Source organism: Pseudomonas mandelii (assembly GCF_024138395.1).
Lineage (GTDB): Bacteria > Pseudomonadota > Gammaproteobacteria > Pseudomonadales > Pseudomonadaceae > Aquipseudomonas > Aquipseudomonas mandelii_E.
In genome coordinates, this window is the sequence record NZ_JAMYDU010000043.1 from 1 (window position 1) to 16432 (window position 16432).

Here is a 16432-nt window from a genome sequence, read left to right on the forward strand (position 1 = left end):
CCCGTGACGCTCTGCGTCACAACGGTGTTCGGCATTGCGTCAGCGGTGAGGCAGGAACGCGGAGCGTCCCGAGAGGCGTTCCCACGCAGAGCGTGGGAACGATCAGTTTGCGGGCTTCAGGCCGCCATGACTTCGCGAATATCCGCCGCCAATTCGCGCACGCGATTGATCGTTCCCACGCTCCGCGTGGGAATGCAGCCCGTGACGCTCTGCGTCACAGCGGTGTTGGGCATTGCGTCGGTGATGAGGCAGGAACGCGGAGCGTCCCGAGAGGCATTCCCACGCAGAGCGTGGGAACGATCAGCTGGCGGGCTTCAGGCTTCCATGACTTCGCGAATATCCGCCGCCAGTTCCAGCACGCGTTCTTCTTCGGTGTCCCACGAGCACATGAACCGTGCGCCGCCGTTGCCGATGAAGGTGTAGAAGCGCCAGCCCTTGGCAGTCAGCGCGGCGATGGCCGGTTCCGACAGTTGCAGGAACACGCCGTTGGCCTGTACCGGGAACATCAGTTCCACGCCCGGAATATCGCTCACCAGTTCGGCCAGCAACTGCGCGCAGTGGTTGGCGTGGCGGGCGTATTTGAGCCAGGCGTCGTTTTCCAGAATCCCGACCCACGGCGCCGAGAGAAAACGCATCTTCGACGCCAGTTGCCCGGCCTGTTTGCAGCGGTAATCGAAGTCTTCGGCGAGTTTGTGGTTGAAGAACAGAATCGCCTCGCCCACCGCCATGCCGTTTTTCGTGCCGCCAAAGCACAAGACATCGACCCCGGCCTTCCAGGTCAGGTCCGCCGGGGTGCAGCCCAGGAATGCGCAAGCGTTGGAGAAGCGCGCGCCGTCCATGTGCAGGTTCAGGCCCAGTTCCTTGCAGGTGACGCTGATGGCGCGGATTTCTTCCGGGGTGTAGACGCTGCCGACTTCGGTGGCCTGGGTCAGCGTGACTACGCGCGGTTTCGGGTAGTGGATGTCCTGGCGCTTGAGGGCGATTTCGCGGATCGATTCCGGGGTCAGCTTGCCGTTTTCGGTGCGGGCGATGAGCAGCTTGGAACCGTTGGAGAAGAATTCCGGCGCGCCGCATTCGTCGGTTTCGACGTGGGCGGTTTCCGAGCAGATCACGCTGTGGTAACTCTGACACAGCGACGACAGGGCCAACGAGTTGGCCGCGGTGCCGTTGAAGGCGAAGAACACCTCGCAGTCGGTTTCGAACAGTTTGCGGAATTGATCCGAGGCGCGTGCGGTCCACTCATCATCGCCGTAAGCGCGCTGGTGGCCGTGGTTGGCCTGTTCCATGGCAGCCCAGGCTTCAGGGCAGATACCGGAATAGTTGTCGCTGGCGAATTGTTGGCTCTTGTCGGTCATGGCCTGCTTCCGTGATCGAGGCGCTTGTGGCGCTTCGTTGGTCAATGATGGTGCGCACTTTACCGAAGATCGTCCGGGGAGCACACGGGGTGAGTCTGTCAGAAAAATACAAACGCCTTGGGCAATTATGCACATGACTCAGAGGGACGGTGCACTGGATCTGCTCAAGTGGCTGGCGCTGTTGAGCATGGTGCTCGATCACCTGCGATATGTCGGGTATTCCATCGATTTTCTGTATGTGCCGGGTAGATTGGCATTCCCGTGGTTCTGTCTGGCGATGGCGGCAAACCTGTCGCGAGCCCGTGCAGTAACGACCAGCGGCCAGTGGCGTTACCTCGGTTGGTTGTTGCTGTTTAGCGCTCTGAGCGAAATTCCTTATCGGATGTACATTCCTGATCACGACACCTTGAACGTGTTGCCTACATTGGTCTTGGGTCTGTTGGTGGTCCGTGGCTGGCAGCACAGGATGCTTCAGTCAGGACTATTGGCGGCGGTTGCTTTGCTGCTGGCGGCGCTGTTCCCGGAGCGACTGATGTTCGGTTTCTTTGGCGTCCTCCTGCCGCTGGCAATGTTGCTGGTGATCCAGCGGCCCTGGTACTTCAGCTTGCTGCCGGGGGTGGTCTGCCTGGCGGCCAATCAATGGCAAGTGTTGTATTACGCCGCCCGGCTCGGCAGCAGTTCAGCTATTCCCGCTGTCGTTACTTGTCTGATCGCGCCAGGGCTGGGGCTGTTGCTATTGCGACATGCCCAAGGCATCCAGCCACCGCCGATGCGGCGCTGGGCTTACGCGCTCTATCCCGCGCATTTTCTCGTGCTTCTGGCTTTACGCCAACTCATCTCCTGACCCCTGACCTTTTACAGGGGCGCGCAGAACCCTGTGGGAGCGGGCTTGCCCGCGATAGCGGTGGGTCAGCCGACATCAATGCTGGATGTGATGCCGCCATCGCGGGCAAGCCCGCTCCCACAGGGGAATGTTGATCTTGCGATCGTGTCCGACGTGTCCATTTTCCGCCATGTCGTAAACGCACCTTTGCGTGGCGTCCATAGGCATTTGACCACTCGAAGCCGGTCATACCATCGCATCCAAAGGGCACTGCCGTAACGCCAGTGCCTTACCGAGACGAATGGCGCATAGATGCCGCTGGGAGAGACGCGATGTTCAGCAAGCAAGACCAGATCCAGGGTTACGACGATGCACTGCTGGCGGCGATGAATGCCGAGGAGCAACGCCAGGAAGATCACATCGAGCTGATCGCGTCAGAGAACTACACCAGCAAGCGCGTGATGGAAGCGCAAGGCAGCGGCCTGACCAACAAATACGCCGAAGGTTATCCGGGCAAGCGCTACTACGGTGGCTGTGAGCACGTCGACAAGGTTGAAGCGCTGGCCATCGAACGCGCCAAGCAACTGTTCGGCGCCGATTACGCCAACGTGCAGCCGCATTCCGGCTCCTCGGCCAACAGCGCCGTTTACCTGGCCCTGCTGCAAGCCGGCGACACCATTCTCGGCATGAGCCTGGCCCACGGTGGTCACCTGACCCACGGCGCCAAGGTGTCGTCCTCGGGCAAGCTGTACAACGCCGTGCAGTACGGCATCGACACCAAAACCGGGCTGATCGATTACGACGAAGTCGAGCGTCTGGCCGTCGAATGCAAGCCGAAGATGATCGTCGCCGGCTTCTCGGCTTACTCCAAGACTCTGGATTTCCCACGTTTCCGTCAGATCGCCGACAAGGTTGGAGCGCTGCTGTTTGTCGACATGGCTCACGTCGCTGGTCTGGTCGCTGCCGGCCTGTACCCGAACCCGCTGCCGTACGCTGATGTGGTGACCACCACCACCCACAAGACCCTGCGCGGTCCGCGTGGCGGCCTGATCCTGTGCAAGTCCAACGAAGAAATCGAGAAGAAGCTCAACGCGGCAGTGTTCCCGGGTGCCCAGGGCGGCCCGCTGATGCACGTGATCGCCGGTAAGGCGGTGTGCTTCAAGGAAGCGTTGGAGCCTGGCTTCAAGGCTTACCAGCAACAAGTGATCGACAACGCCCAGGCCATGGCCGGCGTATTTATCAAACGCGGCTACGATGTAGTGTCCGGCGGCACCGATAACCACCTGTTCCTGGTCAGCCTGATCCGTCAGGGCCTCACCGGCAAAGAGGCGGACGCAGCACTCGGTCGCGCCCACATCACCGTGAACAAGAACGCTGTCCCGAATGATCCACAGTCGCCGTTCGTGACCTCCGGCCTGCGTATCGGCACCCCGGCGGTGACCACTCGCGGCTTCAAGGTTACCCAGTGCATCACGCTGGCCGGCTGGATCTGCGACATCCTCGACAACCTCGGCGATGCCGATGTCGAGGCCAATGTCGCGCAGCAAGTGGCAGCCCTGTGCGCGGACTTCCCGGTTTATCGCTGAGCGCGGTTTTGGAGTAAATGACTATGCAACGCTATTCGGGCTTCGGCCTCTTCAAACACTCCCTCAGCCATCACGAAAACTGGCAGAAGATGTGGCGCACGCCGACCCCTAAAAAGGTCTATGACGTGGTCATCGTCGGCGGTGGCGGGCATGGTCTGGCGACCGCCTACTACCTGGCCAAGGAGCACGGCATCACCAACGTGGCCGTGGTCGAGAAAGGCTGGCTGGGCGGCGGTAACACCGCGCGCAACACCACCATCGTTCGCTCCAACTACCTGTGGGACGAGTCGGCGCACCTGTACGAACACGCGATGAAATTGTGGGAAGGCCTGTCTCAGGACTTGAACTACAACGTGATGTTCTCCCAGCGTGGCGTTTACAACTTGTGCCACACGCTTCAAGACATTCGTGATTCCGAGCGTCGGGTCAGCGCCAACCGCCTCAACGGCGTGGACGGTGAGCTGCTCGATGCCAAACAAGTGGCCGACGAGATTCCGTACCTCGACTGCTCGAAAAACACTCGCTACCCGGTGATGGGCGCCACCGTCCAGCGTCGCGGCGGCGTGGCTCGTCACGATGCCGTGGCGTGGGGCTTTGCCCGTGCCGCCGACGCCTTGGGAGTGGACCTGATCCAGCAGACCGAAGTGATCGGTTTCCGCAAGGAAAACGGCGTGTGCATCGGCGTTGAAACCAACAAGGGCTTCATCGGCGCCAAGCGCGTTGGTGTGGTCACCGCCGGTAACTCCGGGCACATGGCCAAACTCGCCGGTTTCCGTCTGCCCATCGAATCGCACCCGCTGCAAGCGCTGGTGTCCGAGCCGATCAAGCCGATTATCGACAGCGTGATCATGTCCAACGCCGTACACGGTTACATCAGCCAGTCCGACAAGGGCGACCTAGTGATCGGCGCCGGTATCGACGGCTACAACGGCTACGGCCAGCGTGGTTCGTACCCGGTGATCGAGCACACCATTCAGGCCATCGTCGAGATGTTCCCGGTGCTGTCGCGCGTACGCATGAACCGTCAGTGGGGCGGCATCGTCGACACCACGCCGGATGCGTGCCCGATCATTTCGAAAACCCCGGTACCGAACATGTTCTTCAACTGCGGTTGGGGCACCGGTGGCTTCAAGGCAACACCTGGCTCGGGCAACGTATTTGCCGCAAGCCTGGCCAAGGGTGAAATGCACCCATTGGCCGCACCTTTCTCCATCGACCGTTTCCACAACGGTGCGTTGATCGACGAACACGGCGCTGCTGCGGTTGCCCACTAACAGGAGAAATCCCCATGTTGCATATCTTCTGTCCTCACTGCGGCGAACTGCGCTCCGAAGAGGAATTCCACGCATCCGGCCAGGCGCACATCCCGCGTCCACTGGATCCGAATAGCTGCACCGACGAGGAGTGGGGCGACTACATGTTCTTCCGCGATAACCCTCGCGGTCTGCACCACGAGCTGTGGGATCACGTTGCCGGTTGCCGTCAGTACTTCAACGTCACCCGTGACACCGTGACCTACGAGATTCTCGAAACCTACAAGATCGGCACCAAGCCGCAGTTCACCGACAAGACCGACAGCCCGAAAGCGGCCGCCACGGCTCTGGGAGAGAAGGTATGAGCCAGATCAATCGCCTATCCAACGGCGGACGCATCGACCGTAACAAAGTGCTGAGCTTCACCTTCAACGGCCAGGTCTACAAAGGCTTTGAAGGTGATTCCCTGGCCGCCGCCTTGCTGGCCAACGGTGTCGACATCATCGGCCGCAGCTTCAAGTATTCGCGTCCGCGCGGCATCTTCGCCGCCGGTGCCGAGGAGCCGAACGCTGTGCTGCAGATCGGTGCGACCGAAGCCACGCAAATCCCGAACGTACGCGCCACGCAACAAGCGCTGTATCAAGGCCTGGTCGCCACCAGCACCAACGGCTGGCCGAGCGTGAACAACGACATGATGGGGATTCTCGGCAAGGTCGGCGGCAAGCTGATGCCACCGGGCTTCTACTACAAAACCTTCATGTACCCGCAATCGTTCTGGATGACCTACGAGAAGTACATTCGTAAGGCTGCCGGCCTTGGCCGCTCGCCGACCGAGAACGATCCGGACACCTACGACTACATGAACCAGCACTGCGACGTGCTGATCGTCGGCGCTGGCCCTGCGGGTCTGGCGGCTGCACTGGCGGCTGCCCGTAGCGGTGCGCGTGTGATCCTGGCCGATGAGCAGGAAGAGTTCGGCGGCAGCCTGCTCGATTCCCGCGAAAGCCTCGACGGCAAACCGGCTACCGAGTGGGTCGCCAGCGTTATCGCCGAGCTGAAAAACACCCCGGACGTGCTGCTGTTGCCGCGCGCCACGGTCAACGGTTACCACGACCATAACTTCCTGACCATTCATGAGCGCCTCACCGATCACCTCGGCGACCGCGCCCCGATTGGCCAAGTGCGTCAGCGCATCCACCGGGTTCGCGCCAAGCGTGTGGTGTTGGCGACCGGTACTCACGAGCGTCCACTGGTTTACGGCAACAACGACGTGCCGGGCAACATGCTCGCCGGCGCTGTGTCGACTTATGTGCGCCGTTACGGCGTGGCACCGGGCAAGAAACTGGTGTTGTCGACCAACAACGATCACGCCTACCGCGTAGCGCTGGACTGGCTCGACGCCAGTCTGCAAGTGGTGGCGATCGCCGATGCCCGCAGTAATCCTCGCGGTGCACTGGTGGAAGAAGCACGCGCCAAAGGCATTCGCATCCTGACCGGCAGCGCCGTGATCGAGGCCCGTGGCAGCAAGCACGTCACCGCCGCTCGCGTTGCCGCGATCGACGTAAAAGCACACACCGTGACCAGCCCTGGTGAGTGGCTCGATTGCGACCTGGTCGCCAGTTCCGGCGGTTACAGCCCGGTGGTTCACTTGGCGTCGCACTTGGGTGGCAAGCCGATCTGGCGTGAAGACATCCTCGGTTTCGTACCGGGCGAAGCACCGCAAAAACGCGTGTGCGTCGGTGGCATCAACGGCGTCTACGGCCTCGGCGATTCGCTGGCCGATGGTTTCGAAGGCGGTGCTCGCGCCGCCAGCGAAGCCGGTTTCAGCGGGGTCGAAGCCACCTTGCCGAAAGCTCTGAGTCGTCTGGAAGAACCGACGCTGGCGCTGTTCCAGGTGCCTCACGAAAAAGGCACCGCGCGCGGGCCGAAGCAATTCGTCGACCTGCAAAACGACGTCACCGCTGCCGCCATCGAACTGGCGACCCGCGAAGGCTTCGAGTCGGTCGAGCACGTCAAACGCTACACCGCACTGGGCTTCGGCACCGATCAGGGCAAGCTCGGCAACGTCAACGGTCTGGCCATTGCCGCCCGTTCGCTGAACGTGACCATCCCGCAGATGGGCACCACCATGTTCCGCCCGAACTACACGCCGGTGACCTTCGGCGCCATCGCTGGTCGTCACTGTGGGCACATCTTCGAGCCGGTTCGTTTCACCGCGCTGCATCACTGGCACGTGAAGAACGGCGCCGAATTCGAAGACGTCGGTCAGTGGAAACGTCCTTGGTACTTCCCGAAAAACGGTGAAGACCTGCACGCTGCCGTGAAGCGCGAATGCAAAGCCGTGCGCGACAGCGTCGGCCTGCTGGACGCTTCGACCCTGGGCAAGATCGACATCCAGGGCCCGGACGCGCGCGAGTTCCTCAACCGCATCTACACCAACGCCTGGACCAAGCTCGACGTGGGCAAGGCCCGCTACGGCCTGATGTGTAAAGAAGACGGCATGGTGTTCGACGACGGCGTGACTGCCTGCCTGGCTGACAACCATTTCGTGATGACCACCACCACCGGCGGCGCTGCGCGCGTGCTGCAATGGCTGGAAATCTACCATCAGACCGAATGGCCAGACCTGAAGGTGTACTTCACTTCCGTGACTGACCACTGGGCGACCATGACCCTGTCGGGCCCGAACAGCCGCAAGCTGCTCAGCGAAGTCACCGACGTCGACCTGAGCAACGAAGCCTTCCCGTTCATGACCTGGAAAGAAGCTCTGGTCGGCGGCGTACCGGCACGGATATTCCGGATTTCGTTTACCGGCGAGCTGTCGTACGAAGTCAACGTGCAGGCCGACTACGCCATGGGCGTACTCGAGAAAATCGTCGAGGCCGGCAAGCAGTACAACCTGACGCCGTACGGCACCGAAACCATGCACGTACTGCGGGCGGAGAAGGGCTTCATCATCGTTGGCCAGGACACTGACAGCTCGATGACCCCGGACGACCTGAACATGGGCTGGTGTGTCGGTCGCACCAAACCGTTCTCGTGGATCGGCTGGCGTGGCATGAACCGCGAAGACTGTGTGCGTGATCAACGCAAGCAGCTGGTGGGTCTGAAGCCGATCGATCCGACCAAATGGCTGCCGGAAGGTGCGCAACTGGTGTTCAACACCAAGCAAACCATCCCGATGACCATGGTCGGTCACGTGACTTCCAGTTACCTGCACAACTCTCTCGGCTATTCATTTGCCATGGGTGTGGTCAAGGGCGGTCTGAAGCGCATGGGCGAGCGAGTGTTCGCACCGCTGGCCGACGGCAGCGTGATCGAGGCGGAAATCGTTTCTTCGGTGTTCTTCGATCCGAAAGGCGATCGCCAGAACGTGTAACACCACAGTCCCCTGTGGGAGCGGGCTTGCCCGCGATGAACGATAACGCGGTGCCTCAGGCAGACCGAGTTGCTCCCATCGCGGGCAAGCCACGCTCCCACAGGAAATTGAATTCAGGAACAGGTGCTTTATGACCGCAGCCAATGTTTACCAACAACGCCCAACCACCGGGGCCAAGGCCGAGTCGTCGCTGCATCACGCCGACCTCGCCAGCCTGGTGGGCAAGGGCCGCAAAAACGCCGGCGTGATCGTGCGTGAGAAAAAACTCCTCGGTCACCTGACCATCCGTGGCGATGCCCACGATCCAGCGTTCGCCGCCGGCGTGCACAAGGCCCTCGGCCTGGAGCTGCCAGCCGCGCTGATCGTTGTGATCAAAGGCGAAACCAGCCTGCAATGGATGGGGCCGGATGAATGGCTGCTGATCGTGCCGACCGGTGAAGAATTCGCCGCCGAGAAAAAGCTGCGTGAAGCACTGGGCGACCTGCACATCCAGATCGTCAACGTCAGCGGCGGCCAGCAGATCCTCGAACTCAGCGGCCCGAACGTGCGTCAGGTGCTGATGAAATCCACCAGCTACGACGTGCACCCCAACAACTTCCCGGTGGGCAAGGCTGTCGGTACGGTGTTCGCCAAATCGCAATTGGTGATCCGCCATACCGCCGAAGACACCTGGGAACTGCTGATCCGCCGCAGCTTCTCGGATTACTGGTGGTTGTGGTTGCAGGACGCTGCCGCCGAATACGGCCTTAGCGTCCAGGCCTGATGACCCGTTGAGATCCTTGTAGCAGCTGCCGAAGGCTGCGTTCGGCGACGAAGTCGTCGTGAAACCTGCGGCAGTGTTACTTCAGGTTGATCCGGGATTCAGGTTTTACGACGGCTGCGCCGCCGAACGCAGCCTTCGGCAGCTGCTACGCAAGCGGCGTTGCTGCTACTTTCGAACAGGAGTCACCGCACTATGAGCCGCGCCCCAGACACATGGATTCTGACCGCCGATTGCCCTAGCGTCCTCGGCACCGTGGATGCGGTGACCCGCTTTCTGTTCGAGCAGGGCTGCTACGTCACCGAGCACCACTCCTTCGATGACCGGCTCTCGGGCCGGTTCTTCATTCGCGTGGAATTCCGTCAGCCCGACGGTTTCGATGAACAAGCCTTTCGCGCAGGTTTGGCGGAACGTGGTGAAGCCTTCGGCATGATCTTCGAACTGACCCCGCCGCACCACCGGCCAAAAGTGGTGATCATGGTCTCCAAGGCCGATCACTGCCTCAACGACTTGCTCTACCGCCAGCGCATCGGCCAATTGTCGATGGACGTGGTCGCCGTGGTCTCCAACCACCCGGACCTCAAGCCGTTGGCCGACTGGCATCAGATTCCGTACTACCACTTTCCACTGGACCCGAACGACAAGCCGTCGCAGGAGCGGCAGGTCTGGCAGGTGGTCGAAGAGTCCGGTGCCGAACTGGTGATTCTTGCCCGTTACATGCAAGTCCTGTCGCCAGAGCTGTGCCGCAAACTCGACGGCAAGGCGATCAACATTCATCACTCCCTGCTGCCGGGTTTCAAGGGCGCCAAGCCGTATCACCAGGCCTACAACAAAGGCGTGAAACTGGTCGGCGCCACGGCGCACTACATCAACAACGACCTGGACGAAGGCCCGATCATCGCCCAGGGCGTGGAGGCGGTGGATCACAGTCATTACCCAGAAGATTTGATCGCCAAAGGGCGGGATATCGAAGGTCTGACGTTGGCGCGGGCGGTTGGTTATCACATTGAAAGACGAGTGTTTTTGAACGCCAACCGCACCGTCGTTCTTTAGATCGCCATCGCGGGCAAGCCCGCTCCCACAGGGTTTTGTGTCGTTTGCAGACCTTGTGTACGCCCGATTCACTGTGGGAGCGGGCTTGCCCGCGATGAGGCCTCGACAGGCAACGCAAAAAAACACAAGCAATAACCCGAGCAATCAACGCGCCGCCGTTCCATGGCGACGCGACCGCTACATAAAAACAACAGCGAGGTGAAAGCATGTCTGGCAATCGTGGTGTGGTGTATCTCGGCAATGGCAAAGTCGAAATACAGAAAATCGACTATCCGAAAATGCAGGACCCGCGTGGCAGAAAGATTAACCACGCCGTCATCCTGCGTGTGGTTTCCACCAACATCTGTGGTTCCGACCAGCACATGGTGCGTGGCCGTACTACCGCTCAAACCGGCCTGGTGCTCGGACACGAGATCACCGGTGAAGTCATCGAGAAGGGCAGCGACGTCGAGAACCTGCAGATCGGCGACCTGGTATCCGTACCGTTCAACGTAGCTTGCGGGCGCTGCCGTTCCTGCAAAGAGATGCACACCGGTGTCTGCCTCAGCGTTAACCCGGCGCGTCCGGGCGGTGCTTACGGTTATGTCGACATGGGCGACTGGACCGGCGGCCAGGCTGAATACGCGATGGTGCCGTATGCCGACTTCAACCTGCTGAAACTGCCGGATCGTGATCGCGCGATGGAAAAAATCCGCGACCTGACCTGCCTCTCCGACATCCTGCCGACCGGTTACCACGGCGCCGTGACTGCTGGCGTTGGCCCTGGCAGCACCGTATACATCGCCGGCGCCGGTCCGGTCGGTCTGGCGGCTGCCGCGTCCGCTCGCCTGTTGGGCGCTGCGGTGGTGATCATCGGTGACGTCAACACCGTCCGCCTGGCGCACGCCAAGGCGCAGGGTTTCGAAATCGCCGACCTGTCCCTGGACACCCCACTGCACGAGCAGATCGCCGCGCTGTTGGGCGAGCCTGAAGTGGATTGCGCCGTCGATGCGGTGGGCTTCGAAGCCCGCGGTCACGGCCATGATGGCGTGAAACACGAAGCTCCGGCGACCGTGCTCAACTCCCTGATGGGCGTAGTTCGCGTTGCCGGCAAAATCGGTATCCCTGGCCTGTACGTGACTGAAGACCCGGGTGCTGTGGATGCCGCCGCGAAAATGGGCAGCCTGAGCATTCGCTTCGGTCTGGGCTGGGCCAAATCCCACAGCTTCCACACCGGCCAGACGCCAGTGATGAAGTACAACCGCCAACTGATGCAGGCGATCATGTGGGATCGCATCAAGATTGCCGACATCGTGGGTGTTGAAGTCATCAGCCTGGATGACGCGCCACGTGGTTATGGCGAGTTCGATGCGGGCGTGCCGAAGAAGTTTGTGATTGATCCGCATAAGATGTTCAGTGCGGCGTAAGGCTTCACGCAAAGCAAAACGGCGACCTTCGGGTCGCCGTTTTTATATGTGCCCCATACCAACCCTATGGCTAGGGGCTAGTGGGTGTGCCATTCATCGCGCGGTTCCGGGGTTTCACGTTTCATAGACGTGACGGGGGAACATGCCAACGGATGTCCGGTCGAATCGGCAGTTTGCCGTTCGTTACCGGGCGGTTTTTCATGGCACAAGAGGATGTCTGGATGAACGTTCCACGCGGTTTTGCACTGGCATCGCTCATGGCTGTCGCTTCGTTGACGACGCTGGCCGCCAGCCCGGCCTTTGCACAGTTCAGCCTCAGCGATGCGGCCAATGCGGTTTCGGCGATGCAGGGTAACCAGGCCAATGAGGGCGATGGCGCTATCGCGGCAGCACCCAAGGCTGCCGGTTTACTCAATACCCTGGGCTCGCAACTCGACATCACCCCGGAACAGGCCATCGGCGGTGCCGGTGCGATGTTGGGGCTGGCGAGGAATCAGCTCAGCGGCCAGGACTTCTCCGAGCTGAGCAAAAACGTGCCGGGCCTCAATCAAATCGCTGGCAACAGTGCCATCGGTGGCCTGAACGGATTGGGCGGGCTGCTTGGCGCCGGCTCTGACAAGAATGCTTTGCTCGATGGCTTGTTGGGTAACGTCAAGGACACCAACGACCTGAACAACGCCTTCAGCGCCCTTGGCATGGATACCGGGATGATCGGTATGTTTGCCCCGGTGATTCTGCAATATCTCGGTCAGCAAGGCGTCGCCGGTTCGTTGCTGCAGAATCTTGGCGGAATCTGGGGCACCGGCACCGGCACCGGCACCGGCACCGGCATTGGCAGCTGAGTCAGCCTTCGGCGCGTAGCTCTTTGATGCGCCGGTCCTTCTCGATCCAGAGCTGGTTGACCCAGTTCTGGACCTTTTCGCGAAACAGCGCATCGTTTTCGTAATCGCCTTGCCACAGCGCCGGGTTCAGTTCGCGGGTCTGGATGTCGATGATCACCCTCGGCACGTTGCCGCTGATCAAATCCCAGAACCCCGGAATCTTCTGCTGTGGATACACCACTGTCACGTCGAGAACGGCATCCAGCTGTTCGCCCATCGCCGCTAGCACAAAAGCCACGCCGCCAGCCTTGGGCTTGAGCAGGTGGGTGAACGGTGACTGCTGTTGGGCGCTTTTCGCCGAGGTGTATCGAGTGCCTTCCAGATAATTGACCACTGTCACTGGCTGACGCTTGTACAACTCGCAGGCCTCTTTGGTGATTTCCAGGTCCTTGCCGGCCAGCTCCGGGTTTTTGGCGAGAAACGCCTTGGTGTAGCGCTTCATGAACGGATAGTCCAACGCCCACCAGGCCAGGCCCAGGAGCGGCACCCAGATCAGTTCTTTCTTGAGGAAGAATTTGAAGAACGGTGTGCGCCGGTTAAGCGTCTGGATCAGTGCCGGAATATCGACCCATGACTGATGGTTGCCGATCACCAGATACGACGTGTCGCGGCGCAGATCATCGCCGCCACGGATGTCCCATTGCGTGGGAATGCACAGGCGGAAGATCAGTTTGTCGATCTCGGCCCAGGTTTCGGCAATCCACATCACTGCCGATGAGGCGTAATCGCGAAAGCGCCCGGGCAGGAGCAGTTTCAGCAGGGCGAACACCATCAAAGGCCCGAACAGCACCAAGGTATTGAGCAACAGCAGCAGGGTAACGAAACAGCCGGTGAGCAGGCGGCGCATAAGTAACTCTTGAAATCGTTTGGGCGCGCCATGATAAGCAGCTTCGTACGGCAGGCCAAATCGATGACGAATGTTTCACTTTCACACCGTTATCCTTTCTGCACACATCGTTCCTACGCTTTGCGTGGGAATGCCTCAACGGACGCTCCGCGTTCGGCTTCTGGGACGCGGAGCGTCCCGGGCTGCATTCCCACGCGGAGCGTGGGAACGATCACTCAAACAACGGTCTAAAATCCCGCTGCCCACTCTTCAAGGAAGCCCCTTACGTGAAATCTCTCCTTGCACTGCTTTCCCTCGTGGCCCTGCCGGTCCTGGCCGCCGAGCCGACCCTGTACGGGCGTTACGAATACATCGCGCTGCCGGAAATCGGCGGCGAAGTCCTCAAGGCCAAAATGGACACCGGCGCCCTGACCGCGTCGCTGTCGGCCAAAGACATCGAAACCTTCACCCGTGATGGCGACGAATGGGTACGTTTCCGTCTCGCCACCAAAGGTGCCAGCAACAAGGTCTACGAACACAAGGTCGCGCGGATCAGCAAGATCAAGACCCGCTCCGAAGAAGACGACGATGACAAGGAAGCGATCGAACCCACCAAACGACCAGTGGTTGATCTGGAACTGTGCCTGGGCAACGTCAAGCGCACCGTCGAGGTCAACCTCACCGACCGCAGCAGCTTCAATTACCCGCTGCTGATCGGCGCCAAAGCGCTACGTGAATTCAATGCCGCGGTGAACCCGGCACGGCGTTTCACGGCAGACAAACCCGACTGCTGATTGACGGCGAATCAGCCTTGGGGCACCGTTCGCCCACTTAACTAGCGGGCTCGGACGCCATGCCTCATATCCTGATTGTCGAAGACGAAGCGGCGATTGCCGACACCCTGATTTTCGCCTTGCAGGGCGAGGGCTTTACCACCACTTGGTTAAGCCTTGGCGCGGCGGCGCTTGAACATCAGCGCGCCACGCCGGCCGACCTGATCATCCTCGATATCGGCCTGCCAGACATCAGCGGCTTCGAGACCTGCAAGCAGTTGCGGCGTTTCAGCGAAGTGCCGGTGATTTTTCTCAGCGCCCGTGATGCAGAGATCGACCGCGTGGTGGGCCTGGAGATCGGCGCCGACGACTACGTGGTCAAACCGTTCAGCCCCCGGGAAGTGGCTGCGCGGGTTCGGGCAATTCTCAAACGCATGGCGCCACGATCAGTGGTGGAAGCGGCGTCAGCGCTGTTTCGCATCGACAGCGAACGGGTGCAGATCAGCTATCGCAGTCAGCCCCTGAGCCTGACTCGCCATGAGTTTCGTTTGCTGCAATGCCTGCTGGAGCAACCCGAGCGAGTCTTCAGCCGCGAGCAATTGCTCGATGCACTGGGTGTGGCCGCCGATGCCGGCTACGAGCGCAGCATCGACAGTCACATCAAGAGCGTGCGCGCCAAATTGCGCCAGGTGAAGGCCGACGCCGAGCCGATCCAGACTCACCGCGGCCTCGGTTACAGCTACAGCCCGGGGCACAGCTGATGCCCCTGGGGATCCGGATTTTTCTGGTCTACGTGCTGTTTATCGGCCTGACCGGCTACTTCGTGCTCAACACCGTGATGGAAGAAATTCGCCCCGGCGTGCGCCAGTCCACCGAAGAAACCCTGGTGGACACCGCCAACCTGATGGCCGAGATCCTGCGGGACGACTTCAAGGCCGGCACCCTCAGCCAGAACCGCTGGCCCGAGTTGCTCAAGGCTTACGGCGAACGGCAACCGAAGGCGAGTATCTGGGGCATGCCGAAGAATCAGGTCAACCACCGGATTTACGTCACCGACGCCAAGGGCATCGTGGTGCTGGATTCCAGCGGCATCGCGGTGGGCCAGGACTACTCGCGCTGGAACGACGTCTACTTGACCCTGCGTGGCGAATATGGCGCTCGTTCGACGCGCAGCAACCCGGATGATTCGAACTCATCGGTGATGCACGTCGGTGCGCCGATTCGTGACAACGGCCAGATCATCGGCGTGGTGACAGTGGCCAAACCCAACAGCTCGCTGCAGCCTTACGTTGATCGCACCGAGCGGCGATTGCTGATGTATGGCGCCGGGCTGATTGGCCTCGGTTTGCTGTTCGGTGCGCTGTTGTCCTGGTGGCTGAGCGCGGCGCTACGGCGGTTGACGGCGTATGCCCAGGCCGTCAGCGAAGGTCGTCGGGTCGAGGTGCCGCATTATCGTGGCGGCGAGCTGGAGCAACTGGCCACGGCGGTGGAGCAGATGCGCACCCAGCTCGAAGGCAAAGCCTACGTCGAGCGTTATGTACACACCCTGACCCATGAACTGAAAAGCCCGCTGGCGGCGATTCGTGGCGCGGCGGAGTTGCTTCAAGGCGAGATGCCGCTGGCTCAGCAGCAGCGTTTCGTCAGCAACATCGACAGCGAAAGTGCGCGCATACAGCAATTGATCGAACGACTGTTGAACCTGGCGCAGGTCGAACAGCGTCAAGGGCTGGAAGAGCGGGTGGCCGTGCCGTTGGCGGATTTGGTAGATGAGCTGTTGAGCGCGCAGGCTGCGAGAATCGAAGGCAAGCAGTTGCGTGTGGAACTGCAAATTGCAGCGGATCTGAATTTGCTCGGCGAGCCGTTTCTGTTGCGTCAGGCGTTGGGCAATCTGCTGGAGAATGCCTTGGACTTCACCCCGGCTCGAGGCGTGCTGCGGTTCAGCGCCAAACGAATCGATGAGCACATTGAGTTCAGGCTGTTCAACCAGGCCGAGGCGATTCCCGACTATGCATTGCCGCGCTTGAGCGAGCGCTTCTACTCACTGCCGCGTCCGGACAGTGAGCGTAAAAGTACGGGGTTGGGGCTTAACTTCGTTGAAGAGGTGGTCAAGTTGCATGGCGGGGCGATGAGTATCGGTAATATCGACGGGGGTGTAGAGGTCACGTTGCGCCTGCCTTAGGACCGAGTCGCGGCCAATCGCGAGCAAGCTCGCTCCCACAGTGATCTGTGTGTTGCTCATATCTGTATTCATCACAGTTCCAATGTGGGAGATTCTATGTTGCAGGACAACCCCGCAACTTCAGGTCGGCTGGTATTCGCTCTGATTTTTCATCAGGG

At 60.7% G+C, this 16432-nt stretch carries 14 protein-coding genes; 12 read left to right on the forward strand and 2 right to left on the reverse strand.

Annotated elements, in window-relative coordinates:
* Positions 1-314: 314 nt before the first annotated feature.
* A complete protein-coding gene (locus NHU87_RS27820) occupies positions 315-1355 on the reverse strand; it encodes a threonine aldolase family protein (protein ID WP_253554870.1) in 1041 nt (346 codons plus the stop codon).
* 127 nt (positions 1356-1482) lie between these two features.
* Here NHU87_RS27820 and NHU87_RS27825 point away from each other — a divergent pair, with 127 nt between their 5' ends.
* The 9 genes from NHU87_RS27825 to NHU87_RS27865 all read left to right on the forward strand — a co-directional run bounded on the left by NHU87_RS27825 (position 1483) and on the right by NHU87_RS27865 (position 12457).
* On the forward strand, positions 1483-2199 hold the full coding sequence (locus NHU87_RS27825; RefSeq protein WP_253554872.1) for a TraX family protein: 717 nt from the start codon (positions 1483-1485) through the stop codon (positions 2197-2199).
* Positions 2200-2510: 311 nt separating this feature from the next.
* A complete protein-coding gene (gene glyA / locus NHU87_RS27830; RefSeq protein WP_253554875.1) occupies positions 2511-3764 on the forward strand; it encodes a serine hydroxymethyltransferase in 1254 nt (417 codons plus the stop codon).
* A 23-nt stretch (positions 3765-3787) separates the two neighbouring features.
* On the forward strand, positions 3788-5038 hold the full coding sequence (locus NHU87_RS27835; RefSeq protein ID WP_007947735.1) for a sarcosine oxidase subunit beta: 1251 nt from the start codon (positions 3788-3790) through the stop codon (positions 5036-5038).
* Between the two features lie 14 nt (positions 5039-5052).
* Positions 5053-5382 (forward strand): sarcosine oxidase subunit delta, encoded by a 330-nt coding sequence (locus tag NHU87_RS27840; RefSeq protein WP_007907563.1) that lies wholly within the window; start codon positions 5053-5055, stop codon positions 5380-5382.
* Positions 5379-8396: a sarcosine oxidase subunit alpha gene (locus tag NHU87_RS27845; RefSeq protein WP_253554878.1), complete on the forward strand. Its 3018-nt coding sequence runs from the start codon at positions 5379-5381 to the stop codon at positions 8394-8396. Before NHU87_RS27840 ends, NHU87_RS27845 begins: the two co-directional genes overlap by 4 nt.
* Positions 8397-8526: 130 nt before the next feature.
* Positions 8527-9159 (forward strand): sarcosine oxidase subunit gamma, encoded by a 633-nt coding sequence (locus NHU87_RS27850; protein WP_253554882.1) that lies wholly within the window; start codon positions 8527-8529, stop codon positions 9157-9159.
* Positions 9160-9351: 192 nt separating this feature from the next.
* Positions 9352-10209 carry a formyltetrahydrofolate deformylase gene (gene purU / locus NHU87_RS27855; RefSeq protein WP_253554892.1) on the forward strand — a complete coding sequence of 286 codons (858 nt, stop codon included), beginning with the start codon at positions 9352-9354 and terminating at the stop codon, positions 10207-10209.
* 206 nt (positions 10210-10415) lie between these two features.
* On the forward strand, positions 10416-11615 hold the full coding sequence (gene fdhA / locus NHU87_RS27860) for a formaldehyde dehydrogenase, glutathione-independent (RefSeq protein ID WP_253554895.1): 1200 nt from the start codon (positions 10416-10418) through the stop codon (positions 11613-11615).
* 221 nt (positions 11616-11836) lie between these two features.
* Positions 11837-12457, forward strand: coding sequence for a DUF2780 domain-containing protein (locus NHU87_RS27865; RefSeq protein ID WP_253554933.1), 621 nt, complete (start codon positions 11837-11839; stop codon positions 12455-12457).
* Between the two features lies 1 nt (position 12458).
* Here NHU87_RS27865 and NHU87_RS27870 read toward each other — a convergent pair whose 3' ends face one another.
* Positions 12459-13343 (reverse strand): acyltransferase, encoded by an 885-nt coding sequence (locus NHU87_RS27870; protein ID WP_253554898.1) that lies wholly within the window; start codon positions 13341-13343, stop codon positions 12459-12461.
* Positions 13344-13609: 266 nt separating this feature from the next.
* Between NHU87_RS27870 and NHU87_RS27875 the strand changes: the two genes are divergently transcribed.
* The 3 genes from NHU87_RS27875 to creC are packed head-to-tail and all read left to right on the forward strand — an operon-like array spanning position 13610 to position 16274.
* Positions 13610-14116, forward strand: a complete 507-nt coding sequence (locus NHU87_RS27875; RefSeq protein WP_253554918.1) for an ATP-dependent zinc protease family protein — start codon at positions 13610-13612, stop codon at positions 14114-14116.
* Positions 14117-14175: 59 nt separating this feature from the next.
* Positions 14176-14856 carry a two-component system response regulator CreB gene (gene creB, locus NHU87_RS27880; RefSeq protein ID WP_253554920.1) on the forward strand — a complete coding sequence of 227 codons (681 nt, stop codon included), beginning with the start codon at positions 14176-14178 and terminating at the stop codon, positions 14854-14856.
* The gene (creC, locus tag NHU87_RS27885; protein WP_253554923.1) at positions 14856-16274 is read left to right on the forward strand and encodes a two-component system sensor histidine kinase CreC; all 1419 of its coding nucleotides are present in this window, start codon (positions 14856-14858) and stop codon (positions 16272-16274) included. The genes creB and creC overlap by 1 nt, the downstream gene beginning before the upstream one ends.
* Positions 16275-16432 lie beyond the last annotated feature (158 nt).

Coding starts and splice junctions, on each gene's coding strand:
- NHU87_RS27820 (WP_253554870.1), bottom strand. CDS start 1,355: ATGACCGACAAGAGCCAACAATTCGCCAGCGACAACTATTCCGGTATC.
- NHU87_RS27825 (WP_253554872.1), top strand. CDS start 1,483: ATGCACATGACTCAGAGGGACGGTGCACTGGATCTGCTCAAGTGGCTG.
- glyA (WP_253554875.1), top strand. CDS start 2,511: ATGTTCAGCAAGCAAGACCAGATCCAGGGTTACGACGATGCACTGCTG.
- NHU87_RS27835 (WP_007947735.1), top strand. CDS start 3,788: ATGCAACGCTATTCGGGCTTCGGCCTCTTCAAACACTCCCTCAGCCAT.
- NHU87_RS27840 (WP_007907563.1), top strand. CDS start 5,053: ATGTTGCATATCTTCTGTCCTCACTGCGGCGAACTGCGCTCCGAAGAG.
- NHU87_RS27845 (WP_253554878.1), top strand. CDS start 5,379: ATGAGCCAGATCAATCGCCTATCCAACGGCGGACGCATCGACCGTAAC.
- NHU87_RS27850 (WP_253554882.1), top strand. CDS start 8,527: ATGACCGCAGCCAATGTTTACCAACAACGCCCAACCACCGGGGCCAAG.
- purU (WP_253554892.1), top strand. CDS start 9,352: ATGAGCCGCGCCCCAGACACATGGATTCTGACCGCCGATTGCCCTAGC.
- fdhA (WP_253554895.1), top strand. CDS start 10,416: ATGTCTGGCAATCGTGGTGTGGTGTATCTCGGCAATGGCAAAGTCGAA.
- NHU87_RS27865 (WP_253554933.1), top strand. CDS start 11,837: ATGAACGTTCCACGCGGTTTTGCACTGGCATCGCTCATGGCTGTCGCT.
- NHU87_RS27870 (WP_253554898.1), bottom strand. CDS start 13,343: ATGCGCCGCCTGCTCACCGGCTGTTTCGTTACCCTGCTGCTGTTGCTC.
- creB (WP_253554920.1), top strand. CDS start 14,176: ATGCCTCATATCCTGATTGTCGAAGACGAAGCGGCGATTGCCGACACC.
- creC (WP_253554923.1), top strand. CDS start 14,856: ATGCCCCTGGGGATCCGGATTTTTCTGGTCTACGTGCTGTTTATCGGC.